The following is a 20,401-nucleotide window of genomic DNA, read 5'->3' as shown; positions in this document are numbered from 1 at the left end:
CAGGTCTCTACGCTGGACGCATGGCAACTTCGAGTACCCCGGACACCGACATCGTCATCTGTTCACCCCTGCGCACCCCGGTGGGTCGTATGGGTGGCGCACTGTCGTCCGTGCCGGTCACGCGCCTCGCCACCGATCTGCTCAAGGAGCTGACCGCGCGGACCGGGCTCGGCGAGGGCGACATCGACGACGTCATCCTGGGCCAGGGGTACGCGAGCGGGGAATCCCCTGCGCTCGGCCGGATCGCCGCACTCGACGCGGGGCTGGGTGTCGGTGTCCCGGGTATGCAGATCGACCGCCGATGCGGATCGGGCCTGCAGGCAGTGCTCACGGCGGCGTCGTCGGTGGCGACCGGCGGTGCGCGACTCGTGGTCGCCGGTGGAGCCGAGTCGATGTCGAACGTCGAGCACTACGCGCTCGGGCTCCGTTCCGGGATCAAGCAGGGCGGCGTCGAGCTGATGGATCGCCTCGACCGAGGTCGACTCACCGCCGGCGGTGAATCCCATCCGGTACCCGGCGGGATGATCGAGACCGCCGAGAATCTCCGCTCGGAGTACGGGATCTCCCGCGCCGATCAGGACGAGTACGCCGCCCGGTCGCATCACCGTGCCGTCGCGGCTCACGAGGCGGGCCGGTTCGACGACGAACTCGTCCCGGTCACCATCCCCGGCCGCCGGGGGAAACCCGACACCGTCGTCGATCGGGATGAGCATCCGCGTGCCGATGCCACCGCGGACTCGCTCGGCAAGCTGCGTCCCATCCGTCTCAAGGTCGACGCGGACGCCACGGTCACCGCGGGCAACGCGTCCGGACAGAACGACGGCGCCGCCATGTGCGTGGTGACCACCCGTGCGGAAGCGGCCCGTCGTGGACTGGAACCCCTTCTCGCCCTGCGTTCCTGGGCCGGGACCGGCTGCCAACCCGAGACGATGGGCGTCGGTCCGGTGAGCGCGACGGCAGCCGCCCTCGACCGTGCCGGCCTCACCCTCGACGAGATCGACCTGATCGAACTCAACGAGGCGTTCGCCGCACAGGTACTGGCCTGCCTCGACGAATGGAAGATCGACCCCGGTGACGAACGACTGAACCCCAACGGTTCCGGTATCTCCCTGGGTCATCCGATCGGCGCGACCGGCGCCCGCATCCTCGCGACCGCAGCCCACGAGGCGCGCCGTCGTGAGGCGCGATACGTCCTGGAGACCATGTGCATCGGCGGCGGTCAGGGTCTCGCCGCGATCTTCGAGGCCACCCGATGAGCGCCCGCGCCTCCGCCCCGGTGCAGGTACACGCCGTCGTCTCCGGACGCGCCGACGGTCCCGCGGTCGTGCTGTCGAACTCGCTCGGATCGACACATCGCATGTGGGACGCACAGCTGTCCGCACTCGAGGAGCGGTTCCGGGTCGTCCGCTACGACACCCGCGGCCACGGGCAGTCCCCGGTCCCGCAGGGGCCGTACACGATCGACGATCTCGCCGACGACGTCATCGCACTACTCGACCGCCTCGACATCGACCGTGCGCATCTCGTCGGCCTCTCGCTCGGCGGCATGACCATGATGCGCGTCGCCGCCCGGAATCCCGAGCGGGTCGACCGGCTGGCCGTACTCTGCACGGGCGCACAGCTCCCGCCGCGAGATGCGTGGCTCGACCGGGCCGCCGCGGTGCGGGCGAACGGTACCAAGGCCGTTGCCGAATCCGTCGTCCAGCGCTGGTTCACCCCGGAGTACCTGAGTACCTACGGCAGTTCACGGAAGTTCCACGAGGACATGGTGGCCGCGACCCCGGCCGAGGGTTACGCGGCATGCTGTGAGGTGATCGCCGCAATGGATCTGCGGGACGACCTGCCGTCCATCGCCGCACCGACGCTGGCCGTCGCCGGCGTCGACGACCCGGCCACTCCGCCGTCGAAGCTGCAGGAGATCGCCGACAACGTCCAGCAGGGGCGACTGCTCGTCGTGCCCGACTCGGCGCACCTGGCCAACGCCCAGCAGCCCGACATCATCAATCCCGCACTCACCGAACATCTGGAGCAGCAATGAGTTACGACAAGCGCGCCGCGTCGGCCGCGGAGGCCGTCGCCGACATCCCCGACGGCGCCAGCCTCGCCGTCGGCGGTTTCGGTCTCGCCGGTATCCCCGGCTTCCTCATCGACGCCCTCCTCGAGCAGGGCGCGAAGAACCTGACCATCGTGTCCAACAACTGTGGCGTCGACGGTGCGGGTCTCGGTCTGTTGCTGGAAGCGCGTCGCATCGACAAGGTGATCGCCTCCTACATCGGCGAGAACAAGGAGTTCGGCAGGCAGTTCCTCGCCGGCGAGGTCACCGTCGAACTCACCCCGCAGGGCACCCTGGCCGAACGTATGCGCGCAGGCGGCAGCGGGATCGGTGCGTTCTTCACCCCGACCGGGGTGGGAACACTCGTCGAAGAAGGCGGTCTGCCCTGGCGGTACAACGCCGACGGCACCATCGCCGAGGCCTCCCCGCCCAAGGAGGTCCGGACCTTCAACGGCAAGCCGATGGTCCTCGAGGAAGCCATCGTCACCGACTACGCCCTGGTGCGCGCCGCCGTCGTCGACACGGCCGGGAACTGCCGATTCCACGCTGCCGCACGTAATTTCAACCCTCCCGCGGCCATGTCGGGTCGCACGACGATCGTCGAGGCGGAGAAGGTCGTCGAAGTGGGCGAACTCGGGCCCGACGAGATCCACCTGCCCGGCATCTTCGTCAAGCGCATCGTCGAACTGACACCGGAAGAGGCCTCGCGCAAGGGAATCGAGAAGCGCACCATCCGCGAGCGCCCGACCGCTGCGACCGTATAGGAGACCACCATGACCTGGACACGGAACGAGATGGCTGCCCGCGCGGCGAAAGAGCTCACCCGCGGTGACTACGTCAACCTGGGAATCGGGCTGCCGACGCTGATCCCCGACCACATGCCCGACGACTCGGGTATCTTCCTGCACGCGGAGAACGGAATCCTCGGGGTCGGCCCCTTCCCGTACGACGACGAGGTCGATCCCGACCTGATCAACGCGGGCAAGCAGACCGTGTCGGTGCTGCCCGGCGCATCGTATTTCGACTCCGCCACCAGTTTCGCGATGATCCGAGGCGGGCACGTCGACGTGGCCGTCCTCGGTGGGATGCAGGTGGCGATGAACGGTGACCTCGCCAACTGGATGGTGCCCGGCGCGCTCGTGAAGGGGATCGGCGGCGCCATGGACCTCGTCAACGGGGCCGGCAAGGTGATCGTGCTGATGGAGCACGTCACCAAGAAGGGGGAGCCGAAGCTGCTCGAGCACTGCGCCCTGCCGCTGACCGGCCGGAGCGTGGTGAGCCGCGTCATCACCGACCTGGGCGTGTTCGACGTCGCCGGAACGGGTTTCGAGGTCGTGGAACTGGCTCCCGGTGTCGACTTCGCCACGGTCGTCGAGAAGACCGGTGCCCCGGTCACCGATCGCACCGCGGTGCACGCCGCGGTCTGAGGCAGGTACGCAGCGGTCGACCGAACCTGCGATCGAGGTCGGAGATGGCGGTCTCTCAACGGCGCGAGGCCGCCAGCTCCGACCGTGACCGCAGTCCGAGCTTCGCGTAGATCCGGGTCAGGTGGTACTGCACGGTCTTGGGCGAGATGAACAGTTCGGCAGCCACCTCACGGTTGGAGAGCCCACGCGCCACGAGCGTGGTCACCGCCTCCTCCTGCGGGGTGAGCTCGGCGACGTCTTTCGCGGCGTGGGCATTCTCGACGCGTGAGACCGCCAGGCCGCCGGCCTTCAACTCGCGGTCGCAGCGCTCCACGTAGGTCGTCGCGCCCAGCGAGACGTACAGATCGCGGGCGGTCCCGATGACGGCGTCGGCGGCGCGTCGTTTGCCTGCCCGTCGCAACGTCTGGCCGTACGCGAAATTGACCCGCGCCTGGTCGTAGCGGAGCCCGAGGCCGTCGAGGAGTTGGATGCCATCCTCGAAAGTTCGACGCGCACCGTGTATGTCGCCGGTGGCACCGAGGAACCGTCCGCGCGCGTACTTCATCCGGGCGGCCGACGAGCGGTGCCCGCGTTCCTCCGACCGTTTCTCGTAGTCCCGGAGCAGGTCGTCGGCCGCGTCGTATTGACCCTCCAGGACAAGGGCATTCCCCAGTACGTCCACCCAGGGCCACAGGCCGGGTTCGGACAGCGCGGGGACGCTCTCGGACATTGTTCTCAGCGGTGCGAGGATGCGCCGGACCTTTCCGTAATCCGCCGCGGCCTCGGCGAGCTGAGCACGTGCCAGCATGTCCGGGATGCGCATGATCTCGTAATCGCCCGCAGAGGTGGTGTTCTCGGCGACACTGCGGTGAGCTGCCTCCCAGTTGCCCCGCAGCGAATGGATCTGGCTCGCCGTCCAGTTCAGCAGCGGCGTCGTCAGCGCGATGCCACTGGAACGTGCCAGCCCATGGCCGGCTTCCACGTTGCGCATGGCCTCGTCCCAGTCGCCGGTGAGGAACTGCACCCGTGCCAGCCAGGCCACCGCCCACATCGAGATCCGCGTGGAACCGCCCAACTGTGCCATCGACACGGCGGTCTCGAGATTGGTTCGGGCGGCGTCGATCTCGTCGAGTCCCAGCTGCAACCACCCGCGACCCATGATCGCGCGCTGCGCCTGCGCGCCGTACCGGATCTGTTCGGAGACCGAATCGTACTCGGCGCGGGCGGCGTCGGGATGCCCCGACCACGCCAATCCGAGCCCACGGATGACCGCGGCCTCCACGCGGGCCGCCGACCCGCTCCCGGCCATCGTGATCGCCCGATCGGCCCAGGTCACCAACTCGGCGCCCTGGCACCGTACGAGGTTGTGCAGCACGTGGCGCTGGGCGATCAGGGCGGCCACGTCGGGTTCACGATCGACGTTGACGATGTCCCAGGCGCGGTCGAGGCGCAGCTGCGCTTCCGCCGAGCGTCCCCGCAGGATGGCCAGGTACGCCAGCGTCGCATTGCGCAGCGGTGTCTCGCGCAAGCTCTCCACCGTCGGGACCAAGGCGCCGGCACCGGTGCAATCGCCCGCGGCGAGAAGCGAATCGACCGCGAGGGTCACTCGGGTGTCGCGCTCGAGCGGATCGGGCGTGAGCCGGCCCGACTGGCGGTAGAGACCGGCGGCCTCCGCCCATGCGCCGTCGGCACCGCGCATGCGGGCGAGATCGGCCAGGTCGTCGGCGAGACCGGCATCGGCGGTCGGGGTGGCGGCCACCCGGTGATGGAGCCGGCGCGCCGGATCGACGACCACGTCGGCCGCCCGTCGGTGCGCAGCGCCCACGGCCTTCATCCCCAGGACCTCGAGGATCGCGGCGCGCACCAGGGGGGTGACGATCCGGGGCTGCACCTCGGCGGGCGTCAGCGCTCCGTCGGAGGTGACCAGTCCGGTGCGTCGCGCGTCGTCGATCGCCGCCAGCGGGTCCTCGACGCCGGCGAGGGCCAGGGCGGTCGAGAGTGGTTCGGCGACATCGAGTATCGCGAGCGCCTCGATGAGCGCGCCGGCGGGCGTGCCAGACTCCGGGAGTCGCTCGCGCACCGCACGGACGACGTGTGCGGGGGCCGGGAGTTGGGCGTCACTGCGTGCCCAGGTCCCGGCCGGTACCTCGTCGAGCAGGGCCACGATGTCTCGTGGATTGCCCGACGTGTGCCGGGTCAGTTCCGCCCGCATCGCGGGATGGAGCACGATGCCGCGCTGTCCGGCGAGATCCGCGGTGCCCTGTGCATCGACCCCCTCGAGTCGCAGCTCGTCGAAGGCCTGTCCGGCGAGGCGGGTACCGGGCCGAGCTGTCGTCACGACGACGAGGATGCGACGTGTCCGGTGCTCCCGGATCAGCGTCACCAACGCTTGGAGCGACTCTTCGTCGGCGAGGTCGGCGTCGTCGACGGCCACGAGCACCGGGACATCCGACGCCGTCGCCTCGAGTAGGGCGTCCACGAGATCGCCGGCGCGATCCGGCTCGACCTGCTGGTCCTGGAGAAGTTGACGGATCAGCGAACCCGGAGTGGCGGCCTGCCAGGGCGAGACCCGTGCCCACAACGTGGTGCCGGCGTCCGGGGACGCCAGGTGGTACTGGACGAGGTGGGTGAGGAGGGTCGACTTGCCGCAACCCGGATTCCCGGAGATGGCGATCAGTTCCGCCCCGGATACGGTGCGGAGCCGCGTCGACAACACGTCGATCTCGCGGTCCCGCCCGACACATGCGGCAGTGACCATCATCGCTCCATGGTAGGTAACCGTGGACGCCGGTGGCCTCGGGTTCCTATCCCTGGTCGCCGCCCGCGACCGGCAGGACCGTGCCGGTGATGTACGACGCCTCGTCCGACGCCAGGAAGCAGATCGCCGCGGCCTGCTCGTCGAGCGTCCCGTATCGGTTCATCAGGGACGACGCCTTGGTCTGATCGATGTGGGCCTGATACCACCGCGCCTCGGTCTCGTTCCGCGGCTCGGGGGTGCCGCGGGAGATCCGGCGGGGCGGGGCCTCGGTGCCACCGGGCGCAGCGGCCACCACGCGGACACCGGCGTCAGCGTATTCCATCGCCAGCGACGCGGTCATCGCGTTGACGGCGCCCTTGGCGGCCGAGTAGGGGATGCGATGGATTCCGCGGGTCGCGGCGGAGGAGACGTTGACGATCACCCCGCCGCCGTTGTCGATCATCGACGGCAGAACAGCTCGGCACGAGTACAGCGTGGTCATCAGGGACCGGTCGATCTCCGCCCGGATCTGTGCGTCGGTGAACTCGGTGAACGGTTTGAAGTTGATCGCCCCGCCGACGTTGTTGATCAGCACGTCGACCCGGCCGTAGGAGGCGATGGCCCGGCGGACCACCGACTCGGCGCCGTCGTAGGACTCCAGGTCCGCGATCGCCGACACCGCCCCGGGACCGGTCGACTCGAGGTCACGCGCGACCTCCTCGACGAGGTCCGACCGGTCGGCCAGGACGACCGTTCCGTCTTCGGCGCTGATCCGGCGCGCGGCCTGTTCACCGATTCCCTGTGCGGCGCCGGTGATCACCACGACCTTGCCGGCGAAGCGGCCGGGGGTGACGAAACGCGGGCGGCGCGAGGCCATCTCGTCGGCCATCGCACGACGCATCGTCTGCTTGGACCGTTCGGCATGAGCGGCGATCAGCTCCCGGGCGGCGTCGTGGTCGCCGGATTCGAAGGCCGACACGATGTCGAGATGGTCCTGTGCGCACAGCGGGTGGCACCACGTCGCGTTGCGCAGCACCTCGGTCATCCGGCCCTTCACCCCGAGGGCCTTGTAGGCCTCGAGCAGGTGGTCGTTGCCCGTGAGCGTGAACAGGTAGTCGTGGAAGGCGGCGTTGGTCTCGGTGTACTGGGCGGCATCGACGAACCGGTCCCCGTCGACGTAGGGCACGGTGGCATCGGCGAGCAACCGGTAGCCGGTCAGCTGCTTGGTGTTCAGGCGGCCGAAGGTCAGTTCCAGCGCGCCCAGTTCGAGCGCGGCACGCGCCTCGAACAGGGCGTCCGACTCGTGGATGGCCGGGTGTTCCTCGCCGATCTGATAACCCTGCGAACCGACCACGGTCGGAGCGGTGACGGGTTCGGCGGAATCGGTGTCGTCGTGCGGGGTTCCGGTGACCGGCGCGGGAGTGGGATCGGAAGCGTGTAGCTGGGTGAGGTCCGACGCCGCGAACATCTCCTGCCCGGCGATCGTGCGCACGGTCCCGGTCGCGTCCGACACCGTCGGCCGGATCGCGCCGTCATCGGGATCGAGGTCCGGGCCGCCGATCCCGCCGCGCCACATCTGTTGTCCGGCAACGCGTACGAGCGAGTCGTCGTCGGGGGTGCCGGATTGGGGTCCCGGCCGGCTGTCGAGTTCGGCAGCCGGCAGCGTCAGCTGTCCCGCGACCGCGCGGGCGTCGGATGCGAATAGGAGCTCTTCCACCGCCGCACGACCAGTCGCCGCCGCCACGACGACCGGAGCGGACTCGTCGGTCTCGGCCCCGACGACCTCGTCCTCCGCGGCGGCCGTAGGCTTGGCGGCCAGCGCGAACTTCTCGTAGTAGAAGCCGGTCGGTTCGATCCCGGCCTGCGCGACGTGCTTGCGCACGGCCTCGACCATGGGCGGCGGACCGCAGAGGTAGATCGCGACGTCGCCGTCGTAGAGATGAGCCGGTTCGATCAGGCTCATCACATAACCCTTGTTGGTCGCCGAGCTGGCCGGGTCCGAGACACAGTGGTCCCAGGTGAAGCCCGGCATCTTGTCGGCGAAGTACTCGATCTCGTCGGTCGCGACCAGGTCGGTGTCGGTGGAGACACCGTAGATCAGGTGTACCTTCCGACGGCTGTTGTCGGCGTGCAGCTTTCGCAGCATCGACAGGATCGGGGCCAGGCCGGTGCCGCCGGCCAGCAACAGCACCGGGCGGGTGGCCTCGCGAAGGAAGAACGAACCGTGCGGCCCGGTGAAGCTGATCTCCTCGCCCCGGTTGGCGCGGTCGGTCAGATACGTCGACATCGCCCCGCCCGGGGTGAGCTTGATCAGGAAGACCAGTTGGTCCTCGTGTGGCCCGTTGGCGAAGGAGTACGACCGCCGGATGGGATTCCCATCGCCGTCATCGCTACCCGGAACCTCGATGTTCACGTACTGGCCGGGAAGGAACGCCAACTGTCCGCGGTTCTCGATCCGGATCTCCAGGCGCATCGTCGACTCCGAGAGACGATCGAGCCCGACGACGGTGCCGGTGAACCTCGAGGCCTGTGTCTTCGCGACGTCCGAGGTGGCCGCGATCTGCAGCACCAGATCGGATTTCGGCTTCATGCAGCACGGCAGCGCAAAACCCTGTGCCGATTCGTCGTCGGAGAGCGCATCCTCGATGTAAGTGCCGCCGTCGTAGTCGCCGGACTCGCAGAACGCCTTACATGTTCCGCAGGCGCCGTCGCGACAGTCGAGCGGGATGTTGATGCGCTGCCGGTAGGAGGCGTCGGCGACGGTCTGATCCTCGCGGCAGGTGACGAATCGGGTGACCCCGTCCTCGAAGGACAGCGCCACCTGATGGGTGTTCGCGGTGCCGGCGGCGGCGCCGGCCTCTGCATCGGTGGTGACAGTCATGGACGGGATCCTCTTGATCGGCGTTTGGGGTGGTCGGGGCTGGTGAGGTGAAGGTCAGAAGTGGTACACGTCCACCACGTGGTGGATGTAGTCGTTCTTCAGCACGATCGTCTTGCGCCGGATCATCGGGCGTTCACCGGAGAAGTCGATGGTGTAGAACGAGGTCCCGTAGTACGGGTCGACCGTGTTGTACCGGAAATACATCGTGTGCCAATTGAATCGGACGTCGACGAGGTCGCCGCGCCGTTCGATCACCTCGACGTTGCTGATGTTGTGGCTGGTGCGCGGTTCGGGAAGTGAGGTCGCCGAGGACCTCTCGGTACGAATCCGGAACACCCGGTCCTCGAGGCCGCCCTTGTTGCCGTAGTAGATGAGCGAGATCTCGCGCTGCGGGTCCTCGGTCAGGCGATCGTTGTCGTCCCAGGCGGGCATCCAGTACACGACGTCGTCGGCATAACAGTCGAGCCACTTCTCGAACTCGCGGTCGTCGAGATAGCGCGCCTCGCGATAGAGGAACTGCTCGATCATGTTCTGCGTGATCAGTTTCCCGCCGGCGTCCGTCCCTGTTGCGGCGGTGTTCTCGGTGGTCGTCATCCCGTTCCCCTTCAGTGCTTCTCGGCTGCTGTGGTCGCGGATTCCTCTTCGGCGGCCACCGCAGCGCGCATCGTCTCGAGCCAGTAACCGTGCTGGACGGGGTAGAGGCCCTCGTCCTCGTTCTTGACTCCGGCGGAGATGACGCCGGTCATGCCCAGCGACTCGGCGACCTCGTCCGGTCCGGTCAGCCAGTGCTGCGCTCCTCGGCTCATGTCGTTCCACGGAGCAGCCTGCGCGCGGAAGGTGAGTTGGCAGGAGCGGAACTCCTCGAGATCGTCGGGGGTGGCCATGCCCGACGCGTTGAAGAAGTCCTCGTACTGGCGGATACGGTGCGCGCGTGCGGAGTCGCCGCTCTCACCCTTGGGGGCGATGCAGTAGATGGTGACCTCGGTCTTGTCCGGCGCGATCGGCCGGAAGTGACGGATCTGGGTCGAGAACTGGTCCATCAGATAGACGTTCGGGTACAGGCACAGGTTGCGCGAACCCTTCACCATGAACTCGCCCTTGGCATCGCCGTGGGTCTTCTTGAGGTCGTCCATCTTGTCCCAGAGCGGCCGATCCTGCGGATTGGCCGCCCAGGTCCACAGGCAGAGATGGCCATTGGGGTACGACCAGTAACCGCCACCGGACTTGCCCCATCCGCCGGCATCGAGTGCCCTGGTGTCGTTCTTGGACTCGCCGGTGCCGCGCCGCGAGGTGGTGGCGGCGTAGTTCCAGTGGGTCGCGGTGACGTGGTAGCCGTCGGCGCCGTTCTCCGCCTGGACCTTCCAGTTCCCGTCGTAGGTGTAGGTGGACGAACCGCGCAGCACCTCGAGGCCGTCCGGCGACTGGTCCACCAGCATGTCGATGACCAGGCGGGTGTCGCCGAGATGATCGTCGAGCGATTGCACGTCGTCGTTCAGGCTCCCGAACAGGAAGCCGCGGTAGCTGTCGAAGCGTGCGACCTTGGTGAGGTTGTGTGAGCCGTTGACGTCGAAGGTGTCGGGGTAGCCCGCGCCCTCGGGGTCCTTGACCTTCAGCAGGGTGCCGTCGTTGCGGAAGGTCCATCCGTGGAACGGGCAGGTGAGGGTCATCCGGTTGTCGGTCTTGCGGCGGCAGATCATCGCCCCGCGGTGGGCGCAGGCGTTGATGAGGCAGTGCAGCTCGCCGCTCTTGTCCCGGGTGATGACCACGGGTTGCCGGCCGATGTAGGTGGTGAAGTAGTCGCCGGGGTTGGGCACCTGACTCTCGTGGGCCAGGTAGATCCAGTTGCCCTCGAAGATGTGCTTCATCTCCAGCTCGAAGATGTCCTCGTCGGTGAAGATCCGACGGTTGGCGCGATAGACGCCGGCCTCGCGGTCGTCGACGACCGCGTCGCCGAGGACAGAGTTCACGTGGTGAAGATGTTCCGTTACGGACGCGGTCATGTGCTGTACCTCCAGATTTTGGCTGCTCGTTGCACTGTCGCACCCACGTGGTGCCGATCACACTAGGGCAATGGCCAGTCCTGACCAAGCATCCGATTGATAAACAGCTGCGATCAATGCGGTCTGCAAATGTCTTTGTCTTGTATGTATTCGACCTTTACCGTGTAATGCGTGGTCGCGGTCACACTTGATGACCGGCGACGGGGTTCTACGAGAAAAGACGAGTCATGGAGCTGAGGCACCTGCGCTACTTCGCAGCCGTCGCCGAGACCTGCCACTTCGGGCAGGCCGCGGCGACTCTGCACGTGGCCCAGCCGGCTCTGTCCTACGCCATCCGTCAGCTCGAGGCGGAACTCGACGTCACGCTGTTCGTGCGCACCACGCGCCAGGTGTCTCTGACCCCTGCGGGCGCATATCTCAAGGAGCAGGCCGAGCGCGTCCTGGCCGGCGTCGACGATGCCGTCGACGGGGTTCGGCGGATAGCGGCGGGGCGGAGCGGCCTGGTGCGTCTCGGTCTCACCGGAATCGCCGCGTTCTCTCATCTGCCCCGTATCGCTCGCATCGTCAAGCGTGAACTACCGGACGTCGACCTCGACATCCGAGCCGACATGCTGACACCGGGGCAGTGCAACGCTCTGCGCGCCGGTGCGATCGATCTCGGCATCCTCCGTCCGCCGGCGACCGGGGAAGACATCGAGTCCCGGGTGATCGACGTCGAACAGCTGGTGCTCGCCGCCTCGATCGATCACCGGCTCGCCATCGAGCCCGTGGTGTCGGTGGCGGACCTTCGAAGTGAGTCGTTCGTGATGTACGACAGCCGGGACTCGGCGGTCAATGACGCGGTGGTGAAGGCTTGTCGCGCAGCCGGATTCGTTCCCCGGCGGGCGTATCAGGCATCCGGTACCCCGGTGTTGCTCGCGCTGGTGGCCGCCGGACTCGGGGTTGCCGTCCTGCCGGCCTCCGTACGAGCCCTCCCGCTGGACGGGCTCGTCGTCCGCGACCTCGCCGACGCCGACACCGTGGAGGTCGCACTGGCCTGGAAAACCGGTGTCGAGAACCCGGTGGTCGGCGCGGTCGCCGATGTCATCGCATCCGCTTTCGCAACCGGTTCGGCCGACGCCGACCCGCGCGACCTCGACGCTCAGCTCAGTGCCCAGTTTGGAGATGAAAGATGAAGATCACCCGAGTGGACGCGATTCCATTCGCGATCCCGTACGTGAAACCGCTGAGGTTCGCCTCGGGCGAGGTGCACGTGGCCAATCACGTGCTGGTCCGTGTACACACCGACACCGGCGTGGTCGGCGTCGCGGAAGCGCCGCCTCGGCCGTTCACCTACGGAGAGACCCAGGACGGCATCATCACCGTCGTCAACACGATCTTCGCCCCGGCGATCGTCGGACTCACGCTGCTCGAACGTGAGGTGGTCGCCGCCCGGCTGGCGCGGACGATCGGCAACCCGGCTGCCAAATCAGCTGTCGACATGGCGATCTGGGATGCGTTGGGCAAGACCCTGGGGCTTCCCGTGGGCGACATGCTCGGCGGGTTCACCGACCGGTTGCGCGTCAGCCACATGCTCGGTTTCGCCGAGCCCGCGAAGATGGTCGCCGAGGCCGAGAAGATGGTCGAGACCTACGGCATCCGAACCTTCAAGGTGAAGGTCGGCAGGCACCCGGTGGGCCTCGACACCGCCGTGGTCCGGGCATTGCGCGAACGGTTCGGCGCCGAGATCGAGCTCTACGTCGACGGCAACCGCGGCTGGACCGCCGCGGAGTCGGCCCGAGCCATGAAGGAGATGTCCGACCTCGACCTGCTGTTCGCCGAAGAACTCTGCGACGCAGCCGATGTGATGGGCCGACGCTGGCTCGTGGAGCAACTCGACGTCCCGTTCATCGCCGACGAGTCGGTGCCCACGTCGGCCGACGTCACCCGGGAGATCCTCGGACGCTCCGCCACCGCGATCAGCATCAAGACCGCGCGGACCGGCTTCACCACCTCGCGCCGGACCCACCACCTCGCCGAGGGGCTCGGCATCCCGGTGGTCATGGGCAACCAGGTCGACGGTCAGGTCGGCACAGCGTGCGCGCTCGCCTTCGGCAGTGCCTTCGAACTGACCTCGCGCTACGCGGGCGAGCTGTCGAACTTCCTCGACATGAGCGACGACCTGCTGACCGAGCCCCTGCAGATCCGAGACGGCCACCTGTGTCGGTCCACGGCTCCGGGTATCGGCTTCGAGATCGACCCGGACAAACTCGAACGCTACCGAACCGACAACTGAAAACCCCGTCACCACAGATCGTTTCGTGGCAGCCCCACGAGCAAGAGTACAAGGAGAACCGACATGACCACCACCGAGCACCCGAACGAGGTCGCGACCGCTGCTGCCTCCGGCGCATCCGCCACCGAGCGTTTCCACGCCGACAAGTCGCCCTTCGAGGCAGTCAAGGACACCCCGCCGGAGCGCGTGGCCACGCTGATCAACGAGGTCCTCGCGGGGGTTCACGAGACCATCCGCAAGCACAAGGTCACCTACGACGAGTACAACGCCCTCAAGGCGTGGCTCATCAACGTCGGCGAGGACGGCGAATGGCCGCTGTTCCTCGACGTCTGGGTCGAGCACGTCGTCGAGGACGTCGCCACCGAGCACCGGGAGGGCAACAAGGGCAGCATCGAGGGTCCCTACTACGTCCCGAACGCCCCCGAGCAGGGCTCCAAGGGAGCAGTGCCGATGCGTGAGGACGAGAAGGGCGATCCGCTGTTGTGGAACGGCCAGGTCCGCTCGTGCGACGGCACCCCGCTCGCCGGCGCCAAGGTCGAGCTGTGGCACGCCGACGACGACGGTTTCTACTCGCAGTTCGCTCCCGGCATCCCGGAGTGGAACCTGCGCGCCACCTTCACCACCGACGACCAGGGCAACTTCGAGATCACCACGATTCGCCCGGCGCCGTACATGATCCCGACGGACGGCTCGTGCGGAAAGATGATCTCGGCGGCCGGTTGGCACCCGTGGCGTCCCGCCCACCTGCACCTCAAGGTGTCGGCGCCCGGCCACGAGCAGCTCACCGCGCAGCTGTACTTCCCCGGCGATGCCCACAACGACGACGACGTCGCCAGCGCGGTGAAGCCCGAGCTGATCCTCGATCCCCAGGACGACGGCAAGGGCGGCTACACGGTCGCTTACGACTTCGTCCTCGATCCGGAGAAGTGATGCTGTTCCACGTTCGGATGGACGTCAACATCCCCGACGATCTCGACCCGGACGTACGGGCAGACACCGTCGTCCGGGAGAAGGCGTACTCCCAGGATCTGCAGCGTTCCGGCAAGTGGCCGCACATCTGGCGCATCGTCGGTGAGTACTCGAACTACTCGATCTTCGACGTCGAGTCCAACGACGAGCTGCACATGCTCCTGTCGGGTCTCCCGTTGTTCCCGTACATGGACATCAAGGTGACACCGCTCGCGACGCACCCGTCGGACGTCAACGCCTGACGCAGACGCAAACCGCCCGCGACGGTCGTCGCGGGCGGTGTCGCGCCTCGTTCACGGGTTTGCGACTCACCTGCCGGTCAGCGTGGACAGCATCGCAGCCCAGTGCCGAAACGGGACAAGATGTCCTTCACCGGGGTACACGGAAAGCTCGGCATCCGGGAGTCGACCTGCGAGCCACTCTCCGACGGCGGGGATTGCCGTCGTATCGTCAGCGCCGTACCAGAGGTGAACTGGTGCGGAAACCTCGGAGAGACGAAAGTCCCAGGGGCCGACGAACGCGACGTTGTCCCACGCGATCGAATCGGGACCCTGCTTCATCGCCTCGGCGAAGGATTCGAAGAGCGCCCGACGGACCGGGGCCTCGGTGATGACCGCCGGATCGCTGGCGCCCCACATCCATTCGACCCAGGGCGCATCGGGATCGGTTCGCACGGACACCATTGCGTCGAGTAGTTCCCGGTTTCCGTCCAGGAAGATCTGGGCGGCACGTCCGGGGTCTCCCGGGAGATGGGAAAGTGCCTGGATGTCGTTGTCGTTGAGTTGCTCACGTACGCTTGGTATTTCGAGGGCGGGCCCGGGGCAGCCGGACAAACCGACACGTCGTACCCGAGCGGGTAGCGCTGCCGCTGTGGCCAGCGCGAACGGACCGCCGCCCGACCAGCCGAATACCGCGAACCGGTCCAGGTCAAGATGATCCGCCAGCGCCTCGGCATCTCGGGCGACGGCCGAGAGGCCGATGGGTGCCGGATCGGACAACCCGTATCCGGGACGATCGAAACTGACGACCCGGACGCCCCGCTGCCGGGACATCTCGTCGCCGAATGTGAGTTCGAGGCGGGAACCCGGCGTTCCGTGGAAGTGGACGATCGTCGGTGCGCTCGCCTCACCCACTGTCCGTGCACGTACGCCTCGCCCGCCGACATCCACCGTGAACTCGGTCATCGTGCGAGCGTACGCGCAACGTCACGGTGTCGCCCGTAGCGTGAACATGGTGATCTCCGGCGGCGCGAGAACTCGCACCGGCGGATCCCACGCGCCGGCACCGCGGGTCGTGTACAGCACGGTGTTCCCGATCCGATCCAGGCCGAGGACCGAAGGCTGTTGCAACGGAACGAGATAGCGGATCGGCCACATCTGCCCACCGTGGGTGTGGCCGGAGAACTGGAGCTCGACGCCGAGGTCGGAGGCCTCGACGGCCTGCTTGGGCTGATGGGCGAGGAGCAGGACGAAGTCGTCGGGCGACGAACCCTCTAGCGCTGCAGTGAGATCCGGCTCGTACGGGTCCGGTGCGGTGGCATCGTGCACGCCGGCGAGCTGGATGGTCGCGCCGTCGACGGTCAGCGGGACCCGCGAGTTCCGCAGCGTCCGTATGCCGTATTCCTCCCACACGTCGAGCCATCTGCCGCCGTCGTCGGAGTAGTACTCGTGGTTTCCGCTGACGCCGAACACCCCGAGCGGTGCGCGGAGATCGGCGAGCGGTTCCAGGGTGTCGCGGACGTAGGGGATCGTGCCGTCGGTGAGGTCTCCGACCAGCAACACCAGATCGGGGTTCTGCGCGTTGATCTCGTCGACGACGCGCCGGGTGAACGAGGCATCGCGCGCGGGCCCGACGTGGAGGTCGGAGACCACGGCGATGCGGAGTCCGTCGAACTGCGGTGGCAGGCCGTCGAATGTCGCGCTGACCTCGGTCACCTGTGGCCGGGACGCCTCGAAGACGCCATACCCGGTGACCCCGAGCGCCACGACTACCACGGCCGCTGTCGCGATCCGCATGCGGTGCAGTCTGCGCGCGGCCGCGTCGGTCGTCTCGTCTGTCCCGGTCCGGCGTCGTCGAATCCGGCGAATGATGTTCGCCCCGAACGAGATCAGTCCGATGATCGCCAGGCCGAGGAACAGGTAGAAGACCATGCCGATCCAGATGAGGCCCACCGAGCCGATCGGCCGCGCCCACGACGGGTCCAGCGATCGGCCACTGGCGAACCCGATGACCGCCAGTGCCCACATCACGGTGAGCGCGACGTCGGCGACGCCCGACCACGGTCGGGGGAGTGCGGTGGCGCGGACGATCCGGCGGTGCAGCCAGAAGGTGATCAGACCGAAGAAGACCGCCGGAACCAGCACGGCCAGGAACAGCGCCACCAAAGGCCCCCTGTGAATCGCGGAGAGTCGTCCGCAGGTGCGGACCGCCTCATTCTCGCATCGCGGCCGACAGGCCTTCGCCGGGGTGTGGAGCGAGCGTCGATAGGCTGACCGACATGAGCGATGTACTCGTCACCCCGCTCGACCTGGCCGAGATGCTGCTCGGGACGCCGCCGGTGGTCCTCGACGTACGGTGGCAACTCGGCGACTTCGACGGTCGCGAGGCCTACCGGGACGGCCACATCCCCGGCGCGGTGTACGCCGACCTCGACACCGAACTCGCCGCACCACCGTCCGGAGCCGTCGGGGGCCGACACCCCATCCCCGCGATCGAGGACCTCCAGGCCGCCGCGCGGAGCTGGGGGATCACCGACGGCGTCCCGGTCGTGGTCTACGACGACTCGGGCAACCTGGCCGCGGCCCGTGCATGGTGGTTGCTGCGCTGGGCCGGGCTCGCCGACGTGCGACTGCTCGACGGTGGTCTCGCCGCCTGGACCGCCGAGGGCCTGCGCACGACGACCGGCGACGGCGGACGGCCCCGCGCCGGAAAGGTCACGCTGACCGGCGGGAACCTCCCGCTCGCCACGATCGACGACGTCGCATCCGGTACCGCGAGGGGGAGCCTGCGGCGACAACGCGGCGATGGAGAGTTTCTTCGCGCTTCTGCAACGCAACGTCCTCGACCGCCAGCGCTGGGACACCCGTGAACAGCTGAGGATCGCGATCGTAACCTGGATCGAACGGACCTACCACCGCCGGCGCCGCCAATCCCGCCTGGGCCGGTTGACGCCAGTCGAGTTCGAAGCAATGATCAACACCGCCGCTACCGCGGCATGACACCCCAACAGTCACCTATCCGTGCAGCAGTCCCGTCCGCCTCACCCCGAAATCGAGAACATGACAATGCAGCGAACCATTATCGTCGGGGCTAGCCACGCCGGCGCCCAGCTCGCGGCCAGCCTGCGCCAGGAAAAGTGGAGCGACGAGATCGTCCTAATTGGAGACGAGTCGGCCCTGCCCTACCATCGCCTTCCGCTGTCGAAGGCCTACCTCGCGGACCGCAGCACCCTCGCCGACCTCGCGATCCGCAGCCCCGACTTCTACGCCAAGCAGCGCATCCATCTCCTCAATGCAACAGTAGAGAAGGTTGACCGCGCGGCTGGTCATGTGATCCTACATAACGGCGACGCCCTACCCTACGACAAGCTCGCGCTGTGCACCGGTGCCCGCCCTCGACGACTTCTCACCCCGGGAGCCGACCTGGCCGGGGTCTATTACCTACGCACTGCGGCCGACTGTCGCCAGGATCCGGGTGGCCGCCAGCCCCGGTTGTCACGCCGTGATCGTCGGGGGTGGCTACATCGGTCTCGAGACGGCGGCCTCGTTGCGAGCGCTGGGTCTGGAGGTCACCGTGCTCGAAGCGACCGGCCGCGTCCTCGAGCGTGTCACCGCGCCCGAGGTGTCGGCGTTCTTCGACCGGATCCATCGGGAAAAGGCGTCAACATCAGAACGGACGCGCTGGTGGAGGCCCTGTCCGGCGTCGGCAGGGTCCGGGAGGTGGCCCTGGCCGATGGTGAATCAATTCCTGCCGACCTTGTCATCGTCGGCATCGGTATTGAGCCGAACACCGATTTGGCCGCCGCCGCAGGTCTGGCCGTGGACAACGGCATCGTTATCGATGACCAAGCACGCACTAGCGCCCCCGATATCGTGGCCGCCGGTGACTGCGCCATTCACAACATGGCCCGATACGGCCGCCGCATACGCCTAGAGTCCGTGCCGAGCGCGGGCGAACAGGCCAAGGTAGCCGCTGCGACAATTTGCGGCAAACAGAGGAAAATTGCCGCGCTTCCATGGTTCTGGTCGGATCAATACCACCACAAACTCCAGATTGCCGGTCTTAATTCGGGGTATGACGAAACCGTCCTGCGCGGCGATCCGACCCGTGACGGCGACTTCACCTGCTTCTACCTGCGCGCCGGCGAACTCCTCGCCGCCGACTGCATCAACCGCCCGCGGGACTTCATGTTCAGCAAACGGGCCATCGCCCAGAAACTCCCCACCGACCGAACCAAACTGAGCTCACCAATAGCGGTATGACCCTGTACTCGCTGATTCGCGAGCACGATGAGAAGGTAATAACGGCGAGCATCAACGAAACCTTCAGCGTCGTACGCCGTCAAATACCTGCCAGCCCAACCAAACCCTGATCGACTGAGCCGTGAGGAGTACGGATGCGACGCCCAACCGTGATCGAGGACTACCCACACCGGATGGGGGGACACTGTGGTTCGGGCGCAATGCGCGATCTTCTGCACTGGCACGGTTTGGGATGGGATGGCCCACCCGATGAAGGCCTGGTGTTTGCCCTCGGTGGCGCTCTGGGACTGTCCTACCTCCGATCGAACGACCTCGTCCCACCGCTCTACCTGGTAGGACGAGGCGCCGACTTCGAGATCGATCTACCCCGCCGCCTCGGTGCACAGGTCCAAATCCTTACCACCGACGATCCCGAGGAAGGATGGTCGTGGATCCGCGACGAGATCGACGCAGGCAGGCCTAGCCTCGTTTGGGGCGACATCGCTGAGCTGCCATACCTGCGGGTCCAATTACAGATGAGTCGACACGACATCGTGATTATCGGCTACGACGAGGCCAAAGAGATCGCCTACGTCGTAGACAATGACCGCGCCGAGGTGCAACAGGTCTCACTCGAGGCGCTGGCCCGCGCGCGATCCTCGACATCATTTCCACAACCGACACGACACTGCACGTACCGCATCGCGTGGTCAAAAGAACTGCCAGACCTAGCGCAAGTGGCCGCGGAAGCGTTTCGCCAGTCCGCCGCCAGTATGCGACACCCGTCACAGCCAGGAATCGTCGACCTGACGGCACAGGCCGCAGGGGACGAAGGCCTCGCGGCGGCCGCTCAACTTGCAGCCGACATTCCGACCTGGACCGACCTCCCCGTAGACCAGCTCGAGATATTCCTGTTCAGCCTGAGCGCCTTCATCGAAAAAGCAGGAACCGGCGGAGGACTGTTCCGCCGGTTGCTCGCCGACGGATGCGCCGACATCGCACGATTAACAGGAGATCCCGCCACAGCAGATCTCGCCGTGGCCGCCGACCGTTGTGCACAGGCATGGACCGACACCGCTCGTGCGGGGGTCCAACGCGACATCGACGCGCACGCTCGCGCGGAAACAGTGGCCATGTCGGCCGGCCGTATGCCAGAGCTCGAACTGAACCTAGTCGAGTCCCTTGAGTCCGCTTCGAGCTCGCTGAGTGCAATAGCACGCTGACCTCAGTACTATTCCGCACACACCCCGGTGCGTATGGCCCTGGACTATTCTGCCCGAGCACATTGCGCACACGCGGATCCGATAATCTCTACGACCTGGTCTCCGACCGGGCAATCGCCGGCAAACCGCTGATCCTGACCAGCAACAGAGCGCCCAAAGACTGGTACCCCCTGTTTCCCAATCCGGTCGTCGCCGAATCACTGCTCGACCGGCTCATCAACACCAGCCACCAGATCCTTATGGACGGCCCGTCCTACCGCCCCCGTAAACGACCCGGACCGCCCGCCAAGAAGACCACCTGACCCCGACCGACCTGCTCAGCTACGCTGGCCCCAAGCACGCTCGAGCATGGGGAATTACCTGACGGAGACCCCTGAGGAATTACGTGACCGTCGAC

15 protein-coding genes and 4 pseudogenes are annotated in these 20,401 nt (G+C 67.1%); 13 read left to right on the top strand and 6 right to left on the bottom strand.

Annotation, left to right across the window (positions count from 1 at the left end; all coding sequences use genetic code 11):
* Positions 1-20: 20 nt before the first annotated feature.
* Genes GOALK_RS07200 through GOALK_RS07185 form a run of 4 tightly spaced genes read left to right on the top strand, consistent with a single transcriptional unit; the run spans position 21 to position 3,480 of the window.
* Positions 21-1,256, top strand: coding sequence for an acetyl-CoA C-acetyltransferase (locus tag GOALK_RS07200; RefSeq protein WP_006358144.1), 1,236 nt, complete (start codon positions 21-23; stop codon positions 1,254-1,256).
* Entirely contained in the window at positions 1,253-2,038 is a 786-nt protein-coding gene (gene pcaD / locus GOALK_RS07195) for a 3-oxoadipate enol-lactonase (RefSeq protein WP_006358143.1), read from the top strand. Before GOALK_RS07200 ends, pcaD begins: the two co-directional genes overlap by 4 nt.
* Positions 2,035-2,817 (top strand): CoA transferase subunit A, encoded by a 783-nt coding sequence (locus GOALK_RS07190; RefSeq protein WP_006358142.1) that lies wholly within the window; start codon positions 2,035-2,037, stop codon positions 2,815-2,817. Before pcaD ends, GOALK_RS07190 begins: the two co-directional genes overlap by 4 nt.
* 9 nt (positions 2,818-2,826) lie before the next feature.
* Complete coding sequence (locus GOALK_RS07185; protein WP_006358141.1) at positions 2,827-3,480, top strand: 3-oxoacid CoA-transferase subunit B; 654 nt, start codon at positions 2,827-2,829, stop codon at positions 3,478-3,480.
* A 55-nt stretch (positions 3,481-3,535) separates the two neighbouring features.
* On the opposite strand, the gene GOALK_RS07180 is transcribed toward GOALK_RS07185, so the two are convergent.
* The 4 genes from GOALK_RS07180 to benA are packed head-to-tail and all read right to left on the bottom strand — an operon-like array spanning position 3,536 to position 11,077.
* Positions 3,536-6,220 (bottom strand): helix-turn-helix transcriptional regulator, encoded by a 2,685-nt coding sequence (locus tag GOALK_RS07180; protein WP_006358140.1) that lies wholly within the window; start codon positions 6,218-6,220, stop codon positions 3,536-3,538.
* 43 nt (positions 6,221-6,263) lie between these two features.
* Entirely contained in the window at positions 6,264-9,077 is a 2,814-nt protein-coding gene (benC, locus tag GOALK_RS07175; RefSeq protein ID WP_006358139.1) for a benzoate 1,2-dioxygenase electron transfer component BenC, read from the bottom strand.
* A gap of 54 nt (positions 9,078-9,131) precedes the next feature.
* On the bottom strand, positions 9,132-9,671 hold the full coding sequence (gene benB, locus GOALK_RS07170) for a benzoate 1,2-dioxygenase small subunit (RefSeq protein ID WP_006358138.1): 540 nt from the start codon (positions 9,669-9,671) through the stop codon (positions 9,132-9,134).
* Positions 9,672-9,682: 11 nt separating this feature from the next.
* A complete protein-coding gene (gene benA / locus GOALK_RS07165; RefSeq protein ID WP_006358137.1) occupies positions 9,683-11,077 on the bottom strand; it encodes a benzoate 1,2-dioxygenase large subunit in 1,395 nt (464 codons plus the stop codon).
* 227 nt (positions 11,078-11,304) lie between these two features.
* On the opposite strand from benA, the gene GOALK_RS07160 reads away from it, so the two are divergent.
* From GOALK_RS07160 to catC, 4 genes are all read left to right on the top strand, one after another.
* A complete protein-coding gene (locus tag GOALK_RS07160) occupies positions 11,305-12,252 on the top strand; it encodes a LysR family transcriptional regulator (protein ID WP_006358136.1) in 948 nt (315 codons plus the stop codon).
* Positions 12,249-13,352: a mandelate racemase/muconate lactonizing enzyme family protein gene (locus GOALK_RS07155; RefSeq protein WP_006358135.1), complete on the top strand. Its 1,104-nt coding sequence runs from the start codon at positions 12,249-12,251 to the stop codon at positions 13,350-13,352. Before GOALK_RS07160 ends, GOALK_RS07155 begins: the two co-directional genes overlap by 4 nt.
* A 63-nt stretch (positions 13,353-13,415) precedes the next feature.
* Positions 13,416-14,282 (top strand): catechol 1,2-dioxygenase, encoded by an 867-nt coding sequence (catA, locus tag GOALK_RS07150; RefSeq protein ID WP_006358134.1) that lies wholly within the window; start codon positions 13,416-13,418, stop codon positions 14,280-14,282.
* Complete coding sequence (catC, locus tag GOALK_RS07145; protein ID WP_006358133.1) at positions 14,282-14,563, top strand: muconolactone Delta-isomerase; 282 nt, start codon at positions 14,282-14,284, stop codon at positions 14,561-14,563. Before catA ends, catC begins: the two co-directional genes overlap by 1 nt.
* Before the next feature lie 66 nt (positions 14,564-14,629).
* Here the strand turns inward: catC and GOALK_RS07140 are convergent, their stop codons facing one another.
* Positions 14,630-15,505 (bottom strand): alpha/beta fold hydrolase, encoded by an 876-nt coding sequence (locus tag GOALK_RS07140; protein ID WP_006358132.1) that lies wholly within the window; start codon positions 15,503-15,505, stop codon positions 14,630-14,632.
* 21 nt (positions 15,506-15,526) lie between these two features.
* Positions 15,527-16,702 carry a metallophosphoesterase gene (locus tag GOALK_RS07135; RefSeq protein WP_042378483.1) on the bottom strand — a complete coding sequence of 392 codons (1,176 nt, stop codon included), beginning with the start codon at positions 16,700-16,702 and terminating at the stop codon, positions 15,527-15,529.
* A 116-nt stretch (positions 16,703-16,818) separates the two neighbouring features.
* Between GOALK_RS07135 and GOALK_RS07130 the strand changes: the two are divergent.
* The 5 genes and pseudogenes from GOALK_RS07130 to GOALK_RS07115 form a co-directional block, all read left to right on the top strand.
* Positions 16,819-17,403, top strand: a pseudogene (locus GOALK_RS07130) (sulfurtransferase); the annotation flags it as partial.
* Positions 17,315-17,539: pseudogene (locus GOALK_RS23385) on the top strand (integrase core domain-containing protein); the annotation flags it as partial. The pseudogenes GOALK_RS07130 and GOALK_RS23385, both read left to right, overlap by 89 nt.
* A gap of 60 nt (positions 17,540-17,599) precedes the next feature.
* A pseudogene (locus GOALK_RS07125) lies at positions 17,600-18,802 on the top strand (NAD(P)/FAD-dependent oxidoreductase).
* A gap of 134 nt (positions 18,803-18,936) precedes the next feature.
* Positions 18,937-20,004, top strand: coding sequence for a BtrH N-terminal domain-containing protein (locus GOALK_RS07120; protein WP_006358127.1), 1,068 nt, complete (start codon positions 18,937-18,939; stop codon positions 20,002-20,004).
* A gap of 77 nt (positions 20,005-20,081) precedes the next feature.
* Positions 20,082-20,306: pseudogene (locus GOALK_RS07115) on the top strand (ATP-binding protein); the annotation flags it as partial.
* Positions 20,307-20,401: the final 95 nt, after the last annotated feature.

Source organism: Gordonia alkanivorans NBRC 16433, from assembly GCF_000225505.1.
GTDB classification, from domain to species: domain Bacteria; phylum Actinomycetota; class Actinomycetes; order Mycobacteriales; family Mycobacteriaceae; genus Gordonia; species Gordonia alkanivorans.
This window is presented reverse-complemented; position numbering and strand designations above follow the sequence as displayed.

Coding starts and splice junctions, on each gene's coding strand:
- GOALK_RS07200 (WP_006358144.1), top strand. CDS start 21: ATGGCAACTTCGAGTACCCCGGACACCGACATCGTCATCTGTTCACCC.
- pcaD (WP_006358143.1), top strand. CDS start 1,253: ATGAGCGCCCGCGCCTCCGCCCCGGTGCAGGTACACGCCGTCGTCTCC.
- GOALK_RS07190 (WP_006358142.1), top strand. CDS start 2,035: ATGAGTTACGACAAGCGCGCCGCGTCGGCCGCGGAGGCCGTCGCCGAC.
- GOALK_RS07185 (WP_006358141.1), top strand. CDS start 2,827: ATGACCTGGACACGGAACGAGATGGCTGCCCGCGCGGCGAAAGAGCTC.
- GOALK_RS07180 (WP_006358140.1), bottom strand. CDS start 6,220: ATGATGGTCACTGCCGCATGTGTCGGGCGGGACCGCGAGATCGACGTG.
- benC (WP_006358139.1), bottom strand. CDS start 9,077: ATGACTGTCACCACCGATGCAGAGGCCGGCGCCGCCGCCGGCACCGCG.
- benB (WP_006358138.1), bottom strand. CDS start 9,671: ATGACGACCACCGAGAACACCGCCGCAACAGGGACGGACGCCGGCGGG.
- benA (WP_006358137.1), bottom strand. CDS start 11,077: ATGACCGCGTCCGTAACGGAACATCTTCACCACGTGAACTCTGTCCTC.
- GOALK_RS07160 (WP_006358136.1), top strand. CDS start 11,305: ATGGAGCTGAGGCACCTGCGCTACTTCGCAGCCGTCGCCGAGACCTGC.
- GOALK_RS07155 (WP_006358135.1), top strand. CDS start 12,249: ATGAAGATCACCCGAGTGGACGCGATTCCATTCGCGATCCCGTACGTG.
- catA (WP_006358134.1), top strand. CDS start 13,416: ATGACCACCACCGAGCACCCGAACGAGGTCGCGACCGCTGCTGCCTCC.
- catC (WP_006358133.1), top strand. CDS start 14,282: ATGCTGTTCCACGTTCGGATGGACGTCAACATCCCCGACGATCTCGAC.
- GOALK_RS07140 (WP_006358132.1), bottom strand. CDS start 15,505: ATGACCGAGTTCACGGTGGATGTCGGCGGGCGAGGCGTACGTGCACGG.
- GOALK_RS07120 (WP_006358127.1), top strand. CDS start 18,937: ATGCGACGCCCAACCGTGATCGAGGACTACCCACACCGGATGGGGGGA.